The sequence below is a fragment of the Erythrobacter sanguineus genome, from assembly GCF_900143235.1.
Taxonomy (GTDB): Bacteria; Pseudomonadota; Alphaproteobacteria; order Sphingomonadales; family Sphingomonadaceae; genus Erythrobacter; species Erythrobacter sanguineus.
The window spans coordinates 93,043-110,058 of the sequence record NZ_FRDF01000003.1; the positions used below are offsets into that span (position 1 = coordinate 93,043).

A 17,016-nucleotide genomic window follows, 5' to 3' on the forward strand; every position below is an offset into this window, starting at 1 on the left:
TCCGCGCCGGAACTGGCAGAAATGGTGGGCGCGACAGGGATTGAACCTGTGACCCCACCCGTGTGAAGGGTGGATGTAGATGTTACTGGGGTTGTAGTTCGTTACTGCCGTTCCCAGATTTCCGCCGCTCATGAAATATCTGTGTTAATAGGGTTTTTGCTCGTCACTTGGGTTTATGGGCGTTGCCAGTGGGGAAAGAGTGGGGTAGACTTTTGAGCCTTTTTGTGGTATAATATTACCATACCCCACTGAGTACCCCACTATGAGAATTGTGGGGCTCGGTCAACAAGGAGTGACCCCATCAATGCAACAACCTAAACGTCCAGCAGGACGTCCCCGTCGCTTTTCTGAGTTTGATCGTTTTGAGGCAGAACTGCCGAACGTGATGGCGAAGCGCCCGAAATACCTTCACGGCATCGGCCTGTTTAAGGGCGCCACGGGCTGCACGGTATGGCTCAAGATCAGGCTACCCCACGGCGGCAGTTACAACGGCCGTATGGTACCCGCTGGGGGCTCTGTCGAAATCAAGAAGGGCAAGCGCTCGTCATGGACATGGCAGGAATTGATTCAGGAGCGAGACCGGCTGCAAAGGCTTGCCGACCACGGAGAGCCGCTTGAGGCTGTCCAAATGCCATCCTTTGCCACCTACGCGGCTGAATGGTTGGATCGCAAGAAGACAATGCTCAAGAGTTTCGGCGTCACCCAGGGCAACGTGAACCGGTCATTGATTCCCGCCTTCGGGAAGATGGCGCTTGATGCTATCGCCGTTGGCGACGTCAACAGGTGGATTGGCAATCAAAGGGCAACGCTCAAGCCCGCTACCGTTCAGCGCGAGTTGAATACTTTTAACGCCATTATGAACGATGCAGTAAAAAATGGTCTCATCGATCGGAACCCTGCGACACTCGCTGACAAGCCCAAGGGTGCCGAAGCTCGACAACGCTTCATCACGGCGGAAGAGTATAATGTAATCCTTGCCACCTGTGATCGGATCGAGTGGGAGCAAGAAGAGCGGCGAGAGCAAACGCCGCATCGGATCAGAGGGTGGTTGAGGCACTTTATTGCGTGGGCGTATAACTCTGGAATGCGACGTGCGGAGATCTTAGCCTTGCGCTGGGAAAACATCCGCGAAGTGGATCAGGATCACACAGTGGTTGAGGTGCTCAACACCAAGAGCAACAAGTCGCGTTTTGTCAGCTGTACTCCAGAAATGAAGGCGATTCTTGCTGCGCTACGGGAGTTGCCGCGCGACCCGGAGGATGATCGGCTATTCCCTCTTTCTATGGCAACCTTGAAGCGGAACCTTCGGGCTCTGTGGAAAGCGACAGGCCTCAAGGACGTACGATTGCACGATCTGCGACGCAGTCACGCTACGATCCTTATGAGCAATGGCATTGACCCACGCACCATCGCCGGACGGCTTGGCCATAGCGGCACTGCTATGTTGGCGAAACACTATGCGGTGGACAGGGGAGACAAAGAGGCTGCGGCGAGGTTTGCGGAAGCAACGGAGGTAAGGCTGAGCTAGGCATTGTCTAGCAAAGTCTAGTTTGGCAGTCGGCGAAGCAGGTCAGGCTAAACGCATTTTTGCGACCGCGTTCAGAATTCACTTGACATTTCTGAACAATTATGATATAATATATCATAGGAAGGGAGAGAAAACTCCTTTCCATTCACAAAACCATAGAGCCATTGCTCCGTTCGAAGCAGCCCGCTTTTGAACGGGGCTTTTCCTCGTCCAAGCAATGGAGAAATAATGCAGATTAGAACCACTCACCCAAATGCAAAGCCCAGCTTTTTCAACGATAAAGAAGTTGCCCGGAAACTCAGCTTGTCGCCGTCATGGGTAAGGGTGCAAAGGCACAAGCGTGCCAAGGGCTTGCCCCATATCTTGACGATCGACCCCCGATACATCGGCAGGTGCCCTCGGTATCTCGCCTCCGAGGTTGAAGAGTTTATTGCGGCGATTGCTGCTCAAAATGGCGGAGAGGCTGCGTGAACGCCTTTTCTCGCCCCGATACGACCCCCTTCGCCGCATTCGTTGATCAATCTAGCATCCAACCTGACGCCATTGAGGCACAGCGCGTACGAGCAAAAATTGAGCCATGCACACATGGAACATGGCTTGTTTCATCAATCGATCTTCGTAATCCGGAGGGCGATCTGCTGACCCGTGCCGTATTCGACAAGATCGAAGCGGCCAGGCAGGTTGGAAACCCGCGCAAGCGTCGCCAACCTGAGAGTGGCAAACTCAGGCAGGAAAGGCTTGTGCGTGCCATTCTTGCAAATGGTTTAGCATGCCGTTTTCATCGTGACCCGCCGCTAGTCGCCTATCGCAGAACTTCTGGCTTCTACGGCAAGGAACCGCGCTGGTTGTCCGCTAGGGCCTTGGCGCGGACCGTCGATCAAATGGCATCGCTTGGCCTCCTATACACGAGGCGAGGGAAATGGGGTGACGCATCGTCCACCTACAGCCTCTCTCATAGCCTTTTGGAGCTCTCCGAACAGGTTGGGGTGGTGCTGCATAGCTTGACGTCCAAACTGCCTTCAGAACGGCTTATAAGGCTGCGTGAGGCCAATGCGGGCGGACCAGAGATCACTTTCGAGCACAACCCTGAAACCGAAAGTTGGGCGAAGCAGCTTGCTGCCTACAATGCCTTCGTTGCCCGCCATAATTTGGCAATCGAGCCTTCAGAAATTGAGCTAGCTGGCTGGGTGAAAAAGGTCAACGACTCTCGGAACGAGGGTAAACCGAAATTGGTCAAGCCTGAGCTCTTTAAGACTGACCTATACCGCATGTTCAACAACGCGTCCTTTACCCAGGGTGGGCGGCTGTATGGTGGCTGGTGGATTGGAGCTCCAAAGCATGTCAGGGCTAAGATCACTATCGACGGTAGGCCGACGGTCGAGGCGGATTACTCCGGTTGTGCCATTCGAATGCTCTATCACGAGAAGGGTATCGATTATCGGGATGATCCATACGCCATCGCGCCTCTGGTTGCGTATGCCGAGGAGAATGGACTTGCGCCGGAACACTTTCGTGAAGGCGTAAAGCGGTTGATGCAGGCGTTGATAAATGGCGATGAAGGTGGAGCACCGGAGTTGGCAAGGATTGAAGGCTTCACATTCAAGCCATTTCTCAGGCGGGACGTACGGGCCATGATCGAGCAGGCGCATCCGCACATCGCCGACGCGTTCGGTGGCGGATCAGGCTTGAGATTGCAACGAGCGGATTCAGATTTGGCGCTTACCATAATCTCAAATTTGATGGAGAAGGGGATATTGGCACTTCCTATCCATGACTCATTCTTGGTTGCAAAAGAAAATAAAGACCAATTGATATTTGAAATGAATAATTCATATTTTAATAAATTTTGTTTTAATCCAGTGATTAATTAAATAAATCATGACACCACCCATGGCCGACTTCAATAAACAGAAACATTAAGGCCAGTTCTGAGCCGCCTTGGGGCGCAAGAGTCTAGTGAATCCAGCCTGGATTACCAGTGTTGGCTATGCTGGAGCTTGCGTTCCCTTTGTATCTCTTGTTTAATCACGCGCTGCTGCTGATCGGGCGGAAAGCGGCAGTCTGCAAAGCGCCGCCCAGAGTCCGCGTGATCGATTGCCAGATTGCCAAGATCACCGAAAATGGCGGGTTTCGGGCTGGTTCAGGCAAAAAGATCGATGGCTGAGAGCTGCCGACCCTAAAGCCGTCCTAAGGGAGCTCGGCAAGCTTGGCTGCGAATCTATGCTCGGACAAACCAACCTTGACGACAATGGTCACAGGGCCTCGGCCCATCGCTTTGCGCAACTTCCGAGGAGGATCAAATGCCAAAATTCCGCTAGTTACCTCGCCTGGTTGCAAAGTCGTTTGCCTGAGCATTCCATTCAATGCCTCAATACCTGCGAGTTGCCGGACTTGAATCGCATTGAACGTTGCTTGGCTTTGTTCCGCCGCTGCTATTTGTTCATGCATAGCGAGAACCGGATCATAAGCTGAGTAGGTACCAAAGCCACTGAAGGAGGTGCCGTTGGACGTCGTACCGCTATAGTTAAAACTCCCGCTTGTTTGGCCATTTGCCGAGCCGGCTGCCATTGCACCTGCAAACACAGCCAACGCTTGACGCCTCTTGACGTCTCGGCGGTGCCGCCCCTCAAGTTCTTCGGCGCTTAGCATAGTGAACCGGCCACCATCGGCATCTTCGATCCAGATGTTTTCGGGACTGACAAAGATAGAGGCTTCGCTGGTGTTGAGCACAATCACGCGGAAAGTAGTTTGATTGTCCGGAAGCTGATCCTTTGAGTTGATGACACGGACTACGGTTTCCGGTGTTATACCATCGACATATTGAACTCCTTTGTTCCACGATACCGTTTGCCCTTGGGCGGAGTTGAAATTGAAATTATACTGGTCTTTCGCTTGAACCACTGGTGCGACAGTCAGGGCCGCGAAGGCGCAGGCCATCGCAGACACCGTCTTAAATGTGCTGGTGAAAGTCATTTAGGCCTCCGTGCTTTAGTCGCGCTTAAGGTCACTCAGAAGCTTTAATATACTGTTTACTCGAATTTTCGTTGGCTGAAAGGTCGTCGCCCCCAGAGCCTTTGATCTGATCCACTCGATGCCTTGATAGTGGATGTTACGCCGTTTTTGTGAAGTGACGCATAGCGACAGCCTTCATGACGATGCCAGAAGCAGCCATGAACCTCGATGGTGACCGGCCATTTCGGCAGAGTAATGTCGAGACGACGACGCAGCCGCTTGTTATGAACCTGGAGCCGGAAAGCCATTGCTTGTAATGTCTTGCGTAGCCTGATCTCGGGCTTCGTATCCTTGCAACGTATCCGGGCCATCATCCGAGACCTAATTTGCTTGTCCACCACAGCAGCCACGTTGTGACTGCCCTTGCCTCCAGAACCTGGTATGTCGCCAGACTAGCTGAATTTGTGAGGAGCCGTCGTTGCCTTCGACCTATGGCGTGATTGATTTGTTTGCTGGACCTGGTGGTCTTGGCGAAGGATTTGCTGCGCTTGAGGTGGATTTGCATCACCCTTTCCGGATCGGGATTTCGGTCGAGAAGGAAGCGTCGGCGCATAGGACGCTGACGCTTCGCGCCTTTCTCCGGGAATATCGAGAACGTCATGGGATCCTACCCGAAGAATACATCGCCTTCCATGCTGGGGAGCGGGAGGAACCTGACTGGGAACAGGTTGATGCCGAAGCTTGGCTGCACGCATGTTCCGAGGCTCGCAAGCTTGAACTCGGAACGGAACAGGCAGCGCAAGAGATCGATCTCGCAATCGACCTCATCAGACTGGCATACGCCGAGACCATTCTGATCGGCGGTCCGCCCTGTCAGGCGTATTCGTTGGTCGGTCGGGCCCGGTCAAAGGGCAAGAAGGACTATGTGCCTGAACAGGATGAGCGGCACTTCCTTTTCAGAGAGTATATCCGCGTGCTCGATCGGCTTCGTCCTGCGATCTTCGTCATGGAAAACGTCAAGGGCATGCTCTCCGCCATGGTGAAAGACCAGCGCGTGTTCGAGATGCTCTTGGGGGACCTCGCTTCGCTGGGGCACGAGGGTAAGGCGCTGTATGAGCTTAGGGCAATTTCTCTCGAGGGCGATCAGATCAAGCTGAAAGCAGCAAGGAATCCCCGTGACTTCATTGTCAGGGCCGAGAATTTCGGTGTGCCCCAGAAGCGGCATCGCGTCATCATTGTTGGCATTCGCTCTGATCTAGCCGCCTGCGCAGTGGGTGCCTCGATCACGCTTCCCAGTCCGAGGGGCGCAAGAGTTGAACAAGCAATCGGAGGCCTTGCTTCTCTGAGGAGTGGGATAAGTCCACAAAAGTTTGACGGCACCGAGGCGTGGTCAAAGACTGTTTTGAAGGCTGCCGAATTTTTGGCCAAACTTGCCAGTCAAGAGGGTGATTCGGACCTGGAGACGGCCCTTGAGGAGGCTGCAGCAAGAATGGATGAACAAGCTGCCACGGCCCGGACAAGCCGAATTCTTCCTGCCGAATACGGCAAGTCGAACGACCCGCTCATGCAGTGGTTGGAGAACGACGAGTTGCGAGCGCTCGCGCAGCACCAGACACGCGGTCATATGCAAAGCGACCTTGCCCGTTACCTTTTCGTGTCGGCCTTCGGTAGGGCCCATGGCAGGAGTCCAAAGGCAAGCGAGTTTCCTTCCGAACTAGCCCCCGATCACGAGAATTGGGCATCTGGCAAGTTCGCCGATCGCTTCAGGGTCCAATTGGACAATGAGCCGGCTACAACAGTTACGAGCCATATCTCGAAAGATGGACATTACTTCATCCATCCGGATCCTGCTCAGTGCAGGAGCCTGACCGTCCGTGAGGCCGCGCGACTTCAGACCTTTCCTGATGACTATCTGTTCCTGGGTAATCGCACGCAACAATACGTGCAGGTTGGCAATGCGGTGCCGCCCTACCTTGCATTCCAGATTGCCCGGCTGCTGCATGCTGCACTTGAGGCCAGTTCAGTTGCCGCGGATCCATAAGCAGGCGAAGAGGCGGGATTTGCTTTTTCTTAATTATTGCAAAGCATTAAATTCAAATTGTCGTATGTTCCGGGCCCAATCGCTGCGAGCAAGATATGCACATTTGCAAAATGTTTATCATATGTGTTGAAAATATCGCCAAAATATGATCTATTGCGATCAGTGGAGGCGAATTATGTCGGAAAAGCGTCAAAAATTTATACGATTGGCTGAAAACAGAGTGAACAAGGCGCTCAAGGATATCCAGTTGGTTGGAAATCTTTGTAACAGAAATGCGTATGAGTACACTGACGATGATGTGCGGAAGATGTTCCGCGCGCTTCAGGAGGCGCTCGAGTCCTCGAGAAAGCGCTTTGCCGAAAGCGGGACGCAAGCCCGTGGTGAATTCAAGCTCTGATGGGTGAACTGCTTCATGTGGGTATTTCCAAAATCCGGTCCCTTTGACAGCAATCGAAAATCGAAGCTGGACGAATTTTTCAGCGCGCAGAATGCAGCGACTTCGGTCGTTAGAGAGGCAATTCAGAACTCACTGGATGCAAAGAGAGACGACCATGATGGTCCGGTGCACGTAAGGTTCTCCCTTTCTCAACATGGTTGGGATGAGATCGAGCCTTTTGCATCAACCCAAGACGATGGCCTCAACCTCAACGATCACGCCAACTGCGACGATCTTGGTCGATACGCAGAAGATCACGAAGGTAAGCTCATTCGATGTTTGGCAATCGAGGATTACGGTACGAAAGGCCTGACGGGCTCAATCGACAAGGATAAGGCGCTTTCGGGCAGCAACTTCGTCGGGTTCTGGTGGAACGAGGGGATAACCGGGAAGGGCAAGGGCACGCTGGGTAACCATGGCGTCGGCAAGACGACACTCACGCGGGTTTCGGGCATGTCCACATTCTGGGCAATCACGAAGCGCCATGATGACAATCAATCATTCATGATCGGTTTCTCCAACCTTCCTTTCCACCAGCTTTGCGGCTGCAGCTATCTAGGTTACGGTAGGTTCGGTAAGACCGCAGATGATGGCAAGAGGTTCCTTCCCCTCGACGACAATGGAACGATTGACTCATTCTCCAATACCTTTGGGCTGGACCGAAAGGATTACGGTCTCTCGGTACTGATACCAGCCGTGCATTCCAGCATTGGGCATGACGCCATGCTGGAGGCGGTGCTTGAGGATTATTACTGGCCGATTCTCCGCGGCAACCTCACTGTATCAATCCGCGATGTCGTCTCCGGTCATCAAACGCATGTCTCGGTCGACACTATCGATGGCGCAATCATTGCCTTGAAGGACAAGTTGAAGGCGGAAAAGCTCACTCTGCTAATTGAACGTGCTCGCTCCGTGATGGTGATGAAGGAGGGGCACCAGAACTATTTTCCGGGTATTCAGCCAATTGTTGATGGAGTGGAGGAGAGCGACAAGCGAGCCACGCTTAAGGCATCTTGCTTCACCGTCGACAATCTCAATCTGATTAAATCCTCCTTCGAAAAGGGTGAAATGGTTGGCGCCCAGTTCAGCGTGGAGCTGGTGCCATTGGTTGGCCAGTCCGTTACTGGTGTCTTTGAGGTGTTCCTTCAGGCGGCGACGGAAAGCAGTCGCAATGGAGCCACTCAGTTCATCCGTAATGGCATTATCATCTCCGATCAGCGAGACAACATAACCGGGAGTTTCGGGAGTTGCTTCGTGATCGTCGAGGACCGTGAAATGTCCGATTATCTTGGACTTGCCGAGGGGCCTGCTCACACGAAATGGCTCCTTGGCAAGCTGAACGAACAAAAGAAGTTCAAATCGGATTGGCCACTTCGCTTTGTAATGGATGCGGCAAGGGAACTCTATCGCATCCTCGTGGGTGAGGACGAAGAAAAAGAAAAGCTTGAGAATTTTGCCGCTGATATCTTCTCGATCAGTAAGCCGTCGAGCGATCCTGGAAAGAGCACAACCAAAAATAAAGGCAAGAAGACAGACAAGCCCACGCCACCAAAACCCGAACGCTCGGCTGAGCTTGTGAGGGTGGAAAGAGAGCCAGCGAAGACCGGTTTTGCCATCGTGCCCGTAAAGGACATTGACGAGCTTATGAAGGAAGAAGGTCTTGTCTTTCCTCTCACGATCAAGCTCAAAGCTGCCTATCTGTCGGTCGGCGGGAATGCGCGGTCTTTCAAGGACTACTCCTCGATCGACTTTGATTTCGCCGAAACAATTGAGGTAGAGGCCTCACCACTCGGTGCAACCAAGATATGCGCTCGCTCGGGGAACAAGCTCGAAATCGAAGTGCTGGCTTCCGAGTTCGAGGTGGTCGTGAGCGGCTTTGACAAGCATCGTGACCTCCTGATTAAGACCGACCTTAAGGTAGGAGGGTGATCGATGGCAGTCCGCACAACTTTTGTAGACAAGTGGAATTACACTAACCGCAAGCGGATCAAGCAGAAACCCGAGCTATTCTTCGTGGAGCAGATCAGTCGTACTTCCGACACGGTCACTCTGAAGGTCCAATGGGATGAGGCTGGTATTCTCAAGGAGACTCGAGTTGACCCAGCTGCGAAACGGGTGCTCGTCCTCGATGTTCTTTTCCTTGGGAACACGCAACGGCTCGAGCTGCCTTCGGGCGGAGCAGCCCAGGAATTCGTTCTCGAGGAATGTCCCGATAATGTGGTCTTGGAATTTCGTCTCAAGCTGGTTTCCAAGGAAGAGGAAACTCAAGGCGTACTGCTGGCAGCGACCTCGCCTTTCAATCTGAAGACTGGCTCGGGTCCCAATGAAGGATCTCTCGTTACGAGTGGGTTCTTAGATCTAAACAAGTCGGATAGCCTAGGGTCGAGGATATGGGCGGTGACTTGGCCTTCTGAGGGACCGATGATTTTCATTAACCGTTCATACTTCGAGAAATCGAAGGAAAGGCCCTACTTCGCGGCCCATGTGTTTCCAGAGATCCTGCGGGCGGTGATGACAGGCATATTGCTGAGAAACGATGATCTCGACCTGATCGAAGATCAGCCTCGAGCGGATGAATGGCTCACTTTTGTCGAGCAGGTTCTCGAGTTCCCTCTTCGCGGTGACGATGCCGAGCTCGAAGATGGGATCGAAGAGCGTCTGGAGCTTGTCGAAAAGATCGTAACGGCCTTTGCTGACAGGAAATGGCGGAATGGGAAAACCCTCCTTGAGGAGCTGATCTGACATGGAGCTACGTCAATTCAACTATCAGGGCATCGAGGCATTCAAGGCATTGATTGAAGAGGAGCGCGAGAAGGTTGAGCCGCGGAAGCCAGCGCTGGTGACCGAACCATTTTTCTCAGAAGTGGATGCAATCGCAAACGATCCTGAAATGATTGTCCCTGTCCCGGGTGGCGAGGAAATAGATCCGAAAATCCAGTTCAAAGACCGCTTCCATATGGGGGATTATCTTTCGCAGGTTCTGCCATCGGACCTTTCGATAGTGCAGCATTCCAACGTTGGGCTCTGGGCATGGATTTCAGCAATTTATCTTCGGCAGCTGCTCGAACCGCAAATGAGTGGCGGTCGCTCGAAGCTTTGGAGCTCCTATCGCTATATTCCCGTCGAATATCAAAAGTTCAGGTACTACCGCCACCTCGCTTTCATGGCGTTCTGGCTGCGTCGGGCTTTTGGCGAAGAGGTTGCAATGTTTTTCCTCTCTCGGCCTGCATATGCTCACTCGGATGCAATTGAGCAGCTCTACACGCAGGATCGCGATTTTCTCTCGTCGAAAGGGCTAATGAAAGCAGCAGTAGAAATGTACATCGATCCGAAAACCGGAGAGATGAAGCGAAATGCCCTAGGGAAAGCCACGCCTGGGAGCGCTAGGCGTCTCGCCACTAAAATCGCTAAACAGCTTCAGATGAATTACGATCTTCAATCGATGGGCAAAGACGAAATCTACGCATTGCTGCCTTCCGAGTTTGACGGCTGGCGATCATCGATCAGTACGAAATAAATACTAGGGGTGTCGGAATGAATAACAGCGATGAGTACCGGCAAGCTCAACTGGCAATCGCTGAGCTCAAGGCGGCCGTCCTATCCCTGCTTCGGAAAGTGCCTAGTGGCATGTCGAATGCGGCCATCGGACGCTCGCTTGGGATCTATGCTGGCCATAAGGGACATGAGGGTCATATCTCTAGAACGTTGCTGGCGATGCTCGAGGCGGAAGGGCTGGTTCAGCAGAATGCCGATGATCAACATTGGTCGGTTCGAAGCCATCAATCGAACAAATTGATGTCAGATCGTGATCACTCGGACCCGTCGAAGTCTGCTTAAGCCTATCGGGCTACTGAATGCCTCCATGCTGTATTGCGCCAGCATCTGACCACTCTGATGTAAGAGAGGATCTGCGAGGCTTTATCGGTAAGGCCCATCTTCGGATGTTAAGAAGCCTTGATGAGGAATCGCCAGTCGTTTTTTTTGGAATTTTTCTCTGGGTCGATAGACGACTCTTTACGCCGTAGCATACTGCCAGAATTTCCCCTCCCCCCCCCCTAGTGCAAAGCGACATTTCCCCATGAAGAGGTGGGGATGCGGTGGGGTAAAAAAGAATCCATCAAAATCTCAAGGTCTAAGCCATTGAAAAAGATGGTGGGCGCGACAGGGATTGAACCTGTGACCCCACCCGTGTGAAGGGTGTGCTCTACCGCTGAGCTACGCGCCCGTCCGGCTGGGCCGTGAGGCCGGGACAGGGGCGCGCCTTTACTGTGGTCGTGCGCGCTTGGCAAGCGTTGGCGATCCTTGACCGGCCGCTTTTTCGGCCGGTTTCAGCTGGTCGCGGTTCAATCGGCCGCGAGCAGCCTGACCAGATCCGCCCACCCCATCAGCTTGGCCCCGCCGGCTGCGGATGGCTGCGCGTGGGCCGGGCATTCGAGGCAGAGGGCCTGCACCCCGCTCGTGCCCATCATCCGTTCGGTGTGAAGCGTCAGGCGGGCGGCGAGTTGGCCCTGCTGGCGGGCGACGAGCGCGAACGGGTCCCCACCTTGCGCCACCGCGTGGCTGCGGGCCTCACTGGTCAGCAGTCGCCGGATCAGCGGATCGAAATTGGCCTCCTTTTCGCCGAGGAACACCGGATGCCACTTGCCCTTTTCGAGCTTCGCCTGCTCTGCCGCCCAGGCCAGCGCATCTTCCAGCCCGCCAAACTGGTCGATCAGGCCAACCTGCCGCGCCGCGCCGCCGTCCCAGACACGCCCTTGCCCGATGGCGTCGACCCGCTCGGTTGTCAGCCCCCGCGATTTTGACACGCGGGTGACGAAATCGCGGTAGCTTGAGGCAACGCCGGCCTGCAGCACCGCGTCCATCTCTGGGGAGAAGCCGCTGATGATATCGGGCTGACCGGACAGCGGCGTGGTGCGATGGCCATCGGTGCTCACCCCGATCTTCTGCGCCGCCTGTTCGAAGGTCGGGATCACGGCGAAGACGCCGATCGAGCCGGTGATGGTTTCGGGCTGGGCGAAAATCCGGTCGCTGGCGGTCGCGACCCAATAGCCGCCGCTTGCCGCGACATTGGCAAAGGATACCACCACCGGAATCTTGCGATCATGGTGGCGCTGGATCGCGCGGCGGATTTCCTCGGACGCGATGGCCGAACCGCCCGGTGAATCCACCCGCACCACCAGCGCGGCGAGATCATCGTCGAGCGCCTCGTCAAGCAGATCGGCAATCCGCGTCCCGCCCGCAACCCCGGGGCCGGCCTCGCCATCGACAATCTCGCCCGCGATGGTGACCACGCCGATCGCCTTGCCGCTGCGTTCGGCGCCGAGATCGGCGAGGAACGCGCCGAGGTCGCTTGCGGCAAAGGCGCCGGGCTTGTCGCTGAACCGGTCCTTGCCGGCGATTGCAGCAACCCGCGCGCCGAAGGCCACCCGGTCGCCCAGCTTGTCGACCAGACCGGCCGCCTGCGCCGCTTTTGCAAGATCGCCGCCGGCGGCATCGATCCAGGCTGCCGTGTTGCCGGTTACCTGCGCGAGATCGGCTTTGGGCCGCGCCTTTCTGACATTGGCCTGCCATTCTTCCCACAGCGCGCCGTAAAGCGCGGTGAAATCCTGCCGGGCCTCATCGGAGAGCGAATTGCGCGAATAGGGTTCGGTCGCGGACTTGTATTCACCCGCGCGATAGACCCGGGCATTGACCCCGATCTTTCTGAGCAGATCGCCGAAGAACAGGAAATTGCCGCCCGGCCCCCTGACCAGCGCCGCGCCTTGCGGGTCAAGCCAGACCTCGTTGGCATGGGCAGCCAGCAGCATGTGATCATCCCCATAGCCGAGCGCGAAGGTCAGCACCGGTTTTTTCGCCGCGCGCACGCGGTCCATCGCCTCGCCGATTTCGGTCAGGTGCACCTGACCGCCGCCGATGAAGGTGGTCATGTCGATCACCACCGCCTTGATCCGATCATCGGTGGCGGCTGCATCCAGCGCGCGGACAAGATCGCGGGCGCGGAATTCCTCAACCGGGGCCGAACCGCTCAGCAGGGCGGCGATCGGATCAATCGCCGATTTTTCCTCGACCACGAAGCCCGACAGATCGATCAGCAAGGCGCCGTCGCGCACCTGGCCGGCGCTGGGACGGGATGACAGGATGCCGAACAGCGCGATGAAGAACAGCAGCATCAACAACAGCACCAGCCCGTCCTTGACCCCGACGAGCACTTTCCACACCTTGCCGACAAAACTCATCAATCATCCCTTTTGGCCTATATGGGCAGATCTAGACCTTGTGGTGCATAACTTCCATGGCAAAGCACTGATGGAATGGGTTGAGTGGCCGATGGGCCTCGACTAAGGGCGTGGTCTCAATGAGTGCGAGCGATCCTATCCCGCCTTCGGGCCGCTTTCCGGCGGGGCGGTTGGCGTTCCCGCATCGCAATCTCACCGCCATTGCCCAGCTTGAACGGCACGAGATCCTGTATCTGCTCGAACAGGCCGAACAATGGGTGCAGTTGAACCGCCAGAGCGCCAAGCACACCGACCTGCTTTCGGGCCTGACGATCATCAACGCCTTCTTCGAGAATTCGACCCGCACGCTGCTGAGCTTCGAGATCGCGGGCAAGCGGCTGGGGGCGGACGTGGTCAACATGCACGCCGCCACATCCAGCGTGAAGAAGGGCGAGACGCTGATCGATACCGCGATCACGCTGAACGCGATGCGCGCCGATGCCATCGTGATCCGGCATGGTTCGTCAGGGGCAACCGGGCTGATTGCGGACATGGTTGATTGCCCGGTTCTGAACGCGGGTGACGGCAGCCACGAACACCCGACGCAAGCCTTGCTTGATGCGCTGACCCTGCGCCATGCCTTGCGCGAACGGGGCGAGGCGGCGGATGATTTCACCGGCCTCAAGGTCGTGATCTGCGGCGATATCCTGCACAGCCGGGTGGCGCGCTCGAACATCCTGTGCCTGACCGCATTGGGTGCAATTGTGCGCGTCTGCGCACCGCCCGCGCTGATGCCGGCTGGGATAGAGGCGACAGGGGTTGAGGTGTTCGACCGCTTTGACGCAGCGCTTGACGGGGCCGACGCGGTGATGATGCTGCGGCTCCAGTCGGAACGGATGAGCGGGCAGTTCATCCCTTCGGCGCGCGAATACCGCCACCTATACGGGCTGACGATGGAACGGCTTGCGCTGGCCCGTCCGGATGCGCTGGTGATGCATCCCGGACCGATGAACCGGGGTGTGGAGATCGACAGCGAGGTCGCCGACATGGCTGGCCGTTCGCTGATCACGCGGCAGGTCGAAATGGGCGTGGCGATCCGCATGGCGTGCCTCGATATCCTCACCCGCGAGACGCGCGGGCTGGAGGGCTGGGCATGAAGCAGGCGCGGCCGCTGACGATTGCCAATGCGCAGCTGGTCACGCCGCAAGGCGTGGTGGCAGGCGCGCTGCGATGCGCCGATGGCGTGATTGCGTCGCTTGGCACGGACGTGGCCGCGCAGGAAGGCGACGGGACGATCGACGCGCGCGGCAAACTGCTGGCGCCGGGCCTTGTCGATCTGGGCGTGTTCGCGGTCGACAAGCCGGCGTTTCATTTCGGCGGGATCACCCGCGCGGCGCTGATGCCGGACCAGTCGCCCGCGCTTGATCTGCCGAGCCGGGTCGGCTTCATCGCGAAAAGCGGCAAGCCCGATCTGTGGGTGCATCCGCTGGCTGCGGCGACCCGCGGGCTGGAAGGGGCAGAGCTGGCCGAGCTGGCGCTGATGCAGCAGGCCGGTGCGCGCGGGATTGCCACCGGGCGGCGCTGGATCGCGGATTCGGGCGTGATGCTGCGGCTGCTGCAATATGCCGCCATGCTCGATCTGGTGGTGGTTGCCCATGCCGAGGATGCCGGGCTGACGGGGGCGGCGGTGGCGACATCGGGCGAGATTGCGACCCGGCTGGGCCTTCCCGCCGCGCCCGCCGAGGCCGAGGCGCTGGCCATCGCCCGCGATATCGCCCTGGCCGAACTGGCGCGCGCGCGGCTGCATTTCCGGCAGGTGACGACCGCGACCGGGTTTTCGCTGGTCAAGGCGGCCAAGGAGCGGGGGCTTCCGGTTACCTGCGGCATCACGCCAGCACATTTCATGCTGTCCGATCTGGCGACTGCCGATTACCGCACCTTCACCCGCCTTTCGCCCCCCTTGCGCAGCGAGGCTGACCGGCAGGCCGCGCTGGCTGCGATTGCCGACGGAACTGTCGATGTGATTGCCAGCGGCCATGATCCGCGCGGGGCCGAGGACAAGCGTCTGCCCTTTGCCGATGCCGCGCCGGGCATGGCCGGGGCCGAGACGCTGCTGGCGATAGTGCTCAATCTGGTGCGTGACGGGGTGATCGATATCCCGCGCGTGTTTGACTTGCTGGCGCGCAACCCGGCGCGGCTGCTTGGCGTGCCTGCGGGCGTGCTTGCCGAAGGGCACGAGGCCGATCTTGCGCTGATCGATGCCGACGCGCCGTGGATCATCGACCGCCGCAAGATGGCAGCGACCGCCGACAACACCCCGTTTGACCGGCAGGGCGCGCAGGGCCGGGTGCTGGGCCTGTGGAAGGGCGGCGTCGCTCTCGGCAAATAGAAAAGCTCCCGGAAAAGCATGAGCCTTTCCGGGAGCAGTTTCGCTGAAACAGGAGTGTTTTGCAGCGCCGGTCAGCGCGAACGTGCGGCCATCCGGACGCCGCGATCCACCGCGCCTGCGGGCGGGTTGGTGGCGGTATAGGCAAAGCATCCGCGCCCGGCCGACTTGACGGTGCCGCACATGCCGCGCGCGCTCGTCGCGCCAAAGCCCGCTGCTGCAACGCGCCAGAAGGTGCGGCCGTTCACCACCGCTTCGGTGATGACGACATCGTGATCCTGCAATTGCGGGAACTTGCGCTTGAGCACGGTCCAGCCGCGTGTCGCCTCGGCCTTGCTGCTGAAGGATCCGAGTTGGACGAGATGGGTATTGGCGGCCTTGTCGCTCGCCACCGGGGCGGGCGCAGCGGCGGGTGCCATGCGGCGCTGCGAACTGGCGGCCACGCGCGGCGCGGCAGCTTCGCTGCGGGCGGGCAATTGCTGCACCACCGGATTGGAAACAAAGCGAACGCCTGCGGCCTTTGCCGGGGCCGGGGCCGAGGACCGGGCCGGGGCCGATGCTCTGGTCGCGGCGGCGGCGACCTTCGGAGCCGGAGCGGCAAAGGCTTCTGCCACACTTGGCTTCGGGCTTGGCTTGGCCGCCGGCTTCGGGGTGGCTGCGGCCACCACCGGCACCTCGGCCTGCGCAGCGGCCTGAGCCACCATCACCTCCTGCGCCGGGAAATTGGCAAGCGCGAGGCGCTGCGGCTGGCCCGCATCCGTACGCGGGGTCACGTTGAGCATCGCTGCAACGCGCTGCTGGAAATGTTCGGGCGCGGACATCGTTGCCCAGTCGGTCATCCGTGCGTCAAGCTGGTCGGCGGACACGTCTTCGGCCGCCATCACCCGCGCCGCGCGCCAGTTGCCTGCCAGCGCATAGGCATAGGCAAGGTTCTGGCGGTGCTTGGCTGTCACCTGGTCGCTGGTGCGCACCGCATTGATCAGCACATGCGTGCCGCGTTCAGGCTGCCCGGCCAGGGCATAGGCGAGGCCGAGATCCGCCGGATCGATCAGGCGGGCAAATTCGTCGAGCACCTGCACCGCAGCGTGGCCTTCGCCCACCGCAGCCTTGGCCAGCGCAAAGCTGAGCACGGTGCGCGGATCTTCATTGCCGAGGTCAAGCGCATCGCTGAAACTGGTCGCTGCCGACTGGAAGCGCCCGCCCTCAAGATAGGCGGCGCCCAGCAGCGCACGGTAACCCGGGTTACGCGGCTCGGCCAGCACGGCGGCTTCGGCATGGGCGATGGCCTTTTCGGTCTGCCCTTTTTGCAGCGCCACCTGCGCGTTGGAAAATGACACGTCGGCGCGCGGGGCGGACGACGTGCTGCAGCCAGCGAGCGCCAGCCCGGCGATTGCGGTGGTAACGGCCAGCGCGAGGCGCGGCGCGGCGATGCCGGTCTTGGTGCTGCGGTCCATGGTC

At 57.8% G+C, this 17,016-nt stretch carries 16 protein-coding genes and 1 tRNA gene; 12 read left to right on the forward strand and 5 right to left on the reverse strand.

Annotated elements, in window-relative coordinates; genetic code table 11:
- Positions 1 to 304: 304 nt before the first annotated feature.
- From BUA05_RS02905 to BUA05_RS14445, 4 genes are all read left to right on the forward strand, one after another.
- Complete coding sequence (locus BUA05_RS02905; RefSeq protein WP_072673168.1) at positions 305 to 1,528, forward strand: site-specific integrase; 1,224 nt, start codon at positions 305 to 307, stop codon at positions 1,526 to 1,528.
- A gap of 228 nt (positions 1,529 to 1,756) precedes the next feature.
- Entirely contained in the window at positions 1,757 to 1,999 is a 243-nt protein-coding gene (locus BUA05_RS02910; protein ID WP_072673169.1) for a helix-turn-helix transcriptional regulator, read from the forward strand.
- On the forward strand, positions 1,996 to 3,399 hold the full coding sequence (locus BUA05_RS02915; RefSeq protein ID WP_143150243.1) for a hypothetical protein: 1,404 nt from the start codon (positions 1,996 to 1,998) through the stop codon (positions 3,397 to 3,399). The genes BUA05_RS02910 and BUA05_RS02915 overlap by 4 nt, the downstream gene beginning before the upstream one ends.
- Before the next feature lie 110 nt (positions 3,400 to 3,509).
- Entirely contained in the window at positions 3,510 to 3,692 is a 183-nt protein-coding gene (locus tag BUA05_RS14445; protein WP_143150244.1) for a hypothetical protein, read from the forward strand.
- Positions 3,693 to 3,715: 23 nt separating this feature from the next.
- Here the strand turns inward: BUA05_RS14445 and BUA05_RS02920 are convergent, their stop codons facing one another.
- On the reverse strand, positions 3,716 to 4,501 hold the full coding sequence (locus BUA05_RS02920) for a hypothetical protein (protein ID WP_143150245.1): 786 nt from the start codon (positions 4,499 to 4,501) through the stop codon (positions 3,716 to 3,718).
- Between the two features lie 56 nt (positions 4,502 to 4,557).
- A complete protein-coding gene (locus tag BUA05_RS15095; RefSeq protein WP_143150246.1) occupies positions 4,558 to 4,890 on the reverse strand; it encodes a hypothetical protein in 333 nt (110 codons plus the stop codon).
- A 68-nt stretch (positions 4,891 to 4,958) separates the two neighbouring features.
- Between BUA05_RS15095 and BUA05_RS02930 the strand changes: the two genes are divergently transcribed.
- From BUA05_RS02930 to BUA05_RS14450, 6 genes are all read left to right on the forward strand, one after another.
- Complete coding sequence (locus tag BUA05_RS02930) at positions 4,959 to 6,521, forward strand: DNA cytosine methyltransferase (protein WP_072673173.1); 1,563 nt, start codon at positions 4,959 to 4,961, stop codon at positions 6,519 to 6,521.
- A 175-nt stretch (positions 6,522 to 6,696) separates the two neighbouring features.
- Positions 6,697 to 6,918 (forward strand): hypothetical protein, encoded by a 222-nt coding sequence (locus BUA05_RS02935; RefSeq protein ID WP_072673287.1) that lies wholly within the window; start codon positions 6,697 to 6,699, stop codon positions 6,916 to 6,918.
- Positions 6,919 to 6,933: 15 nt separating this feature from the next.
- On the forward strand, positions 6,934 to 8,886 hold the full coding sequence (locus BUA05_RS02940; RefSeq protein ID WP_072673174.1) for a hypothetical protein: 1,953 nt from the start codon (positions 6,934 to 6,936) through the stop codon (positions 8,884 to 8,886).
- A 3-nt stretch (positions 8,887 to 8,889) separates the two neighbouring features.
- Positions 8,890 to 9,699 (forward strand): hypothetical protein, encoded by an 810-nt coding sequence (locus tag BUA05_RS02945; RefSeq protein WP_072673175.1) that lies wholly within the window; start codon positions 8,890 to 8,892, stop codon positions 9,697 to 9,699.
- A gap of 1 nt (position 9,700) precedes the next feature.
- Entirely contained in the window at positions 9,701 to 10,474 is a 774-nt protein-coding gene (locus BUA05_RS02950; protein WP_072673176.1) for a hypothetical protein, read from the forward strand.
- 17 nt (positions 10,475 to 10,491) lie between these two features.
- Complete coding sequence (locus tag BUA05_RS14450; protein WP_143150247.1) at positions 10,492 to 10,794, forward strand: hypothetical protein; 303 nt, start codon at positions 10,492 to 10,494, stop codon at positions 10,792 to 10,794.
- A 313-nt stretch (positions 10,795 to 11,107) separates the two neighbouring features.
- On the opposite strand, the gene BUA05_RS02955 is transcribed toward BUA05_RS14450, so the two are convergent.
- Positions 11,108 to 11,182, reverse strand: a tRNA-Val gene (locus tag BUA05_RS02955).
- A gap of 118 nt (positions 11,183 to 11,300) precedes the next feature.
- Positions 11,301 to 13,193, reverse strand: a complete 1,893-nt coding sequence (sppA, locus tag BUA05_RS02960; protein WP_072673177.1) for a signal peptide peptidase SppA — start codon at positions 13,191 to 13,193, stop codon at positions 11,301 to 11,303.
- A 119-nt stretch (positions 13,194 to 13,312) separates the two neighbouring features.
- Between sppA and BUA05_RS02965 the strand changes: the two genes are divergently transcribed.
- Complete coding sequence (locus tag BUA05_RS02965) at positions 13,313 to 14,329, forward strand: aspartate carbamoyltransferase catalytic subunit (protein ID WP_072673178.1); 1,017 nt, start codon at positions 13,313 to 13,315, stop codon at positions 14,327 to 14,329.
- Positions 14,326 to 15,561, forward strand: a complete 1,236-nt coding sequence (locus BUA05_RS02970) for a dihydroorotase (RefSeq protein WP_072673179.1) — start codon at positions 14,326 to 14,328, stop codon at positions 15,559 to 15,561. Before BUA05_RS02965 ends, BUA05_RS02970 begins: the two co-directional genes overlap by 4 nt.
- 71 nt (positions 15,562 to 15,632) lie before the next feature.
- Here BUA05_RS02970 and BUA05_RS02975 read toward each other — a convergent pair whose 3' ends face one another.
- On the reverse strand, positions 15,633 to 17,012 hold the full coding sequence (locus BUA05_RS02975) for an SPOR domain-containing protein (protein ID WP_072673288.1): 1,380 nt from the start codon (positions 17,010 to 17,012) through the stop codon (positions 15,633 to 15,635).
- Positions 17,013 to 17,016: the final 4 nt, after the last annotated feature.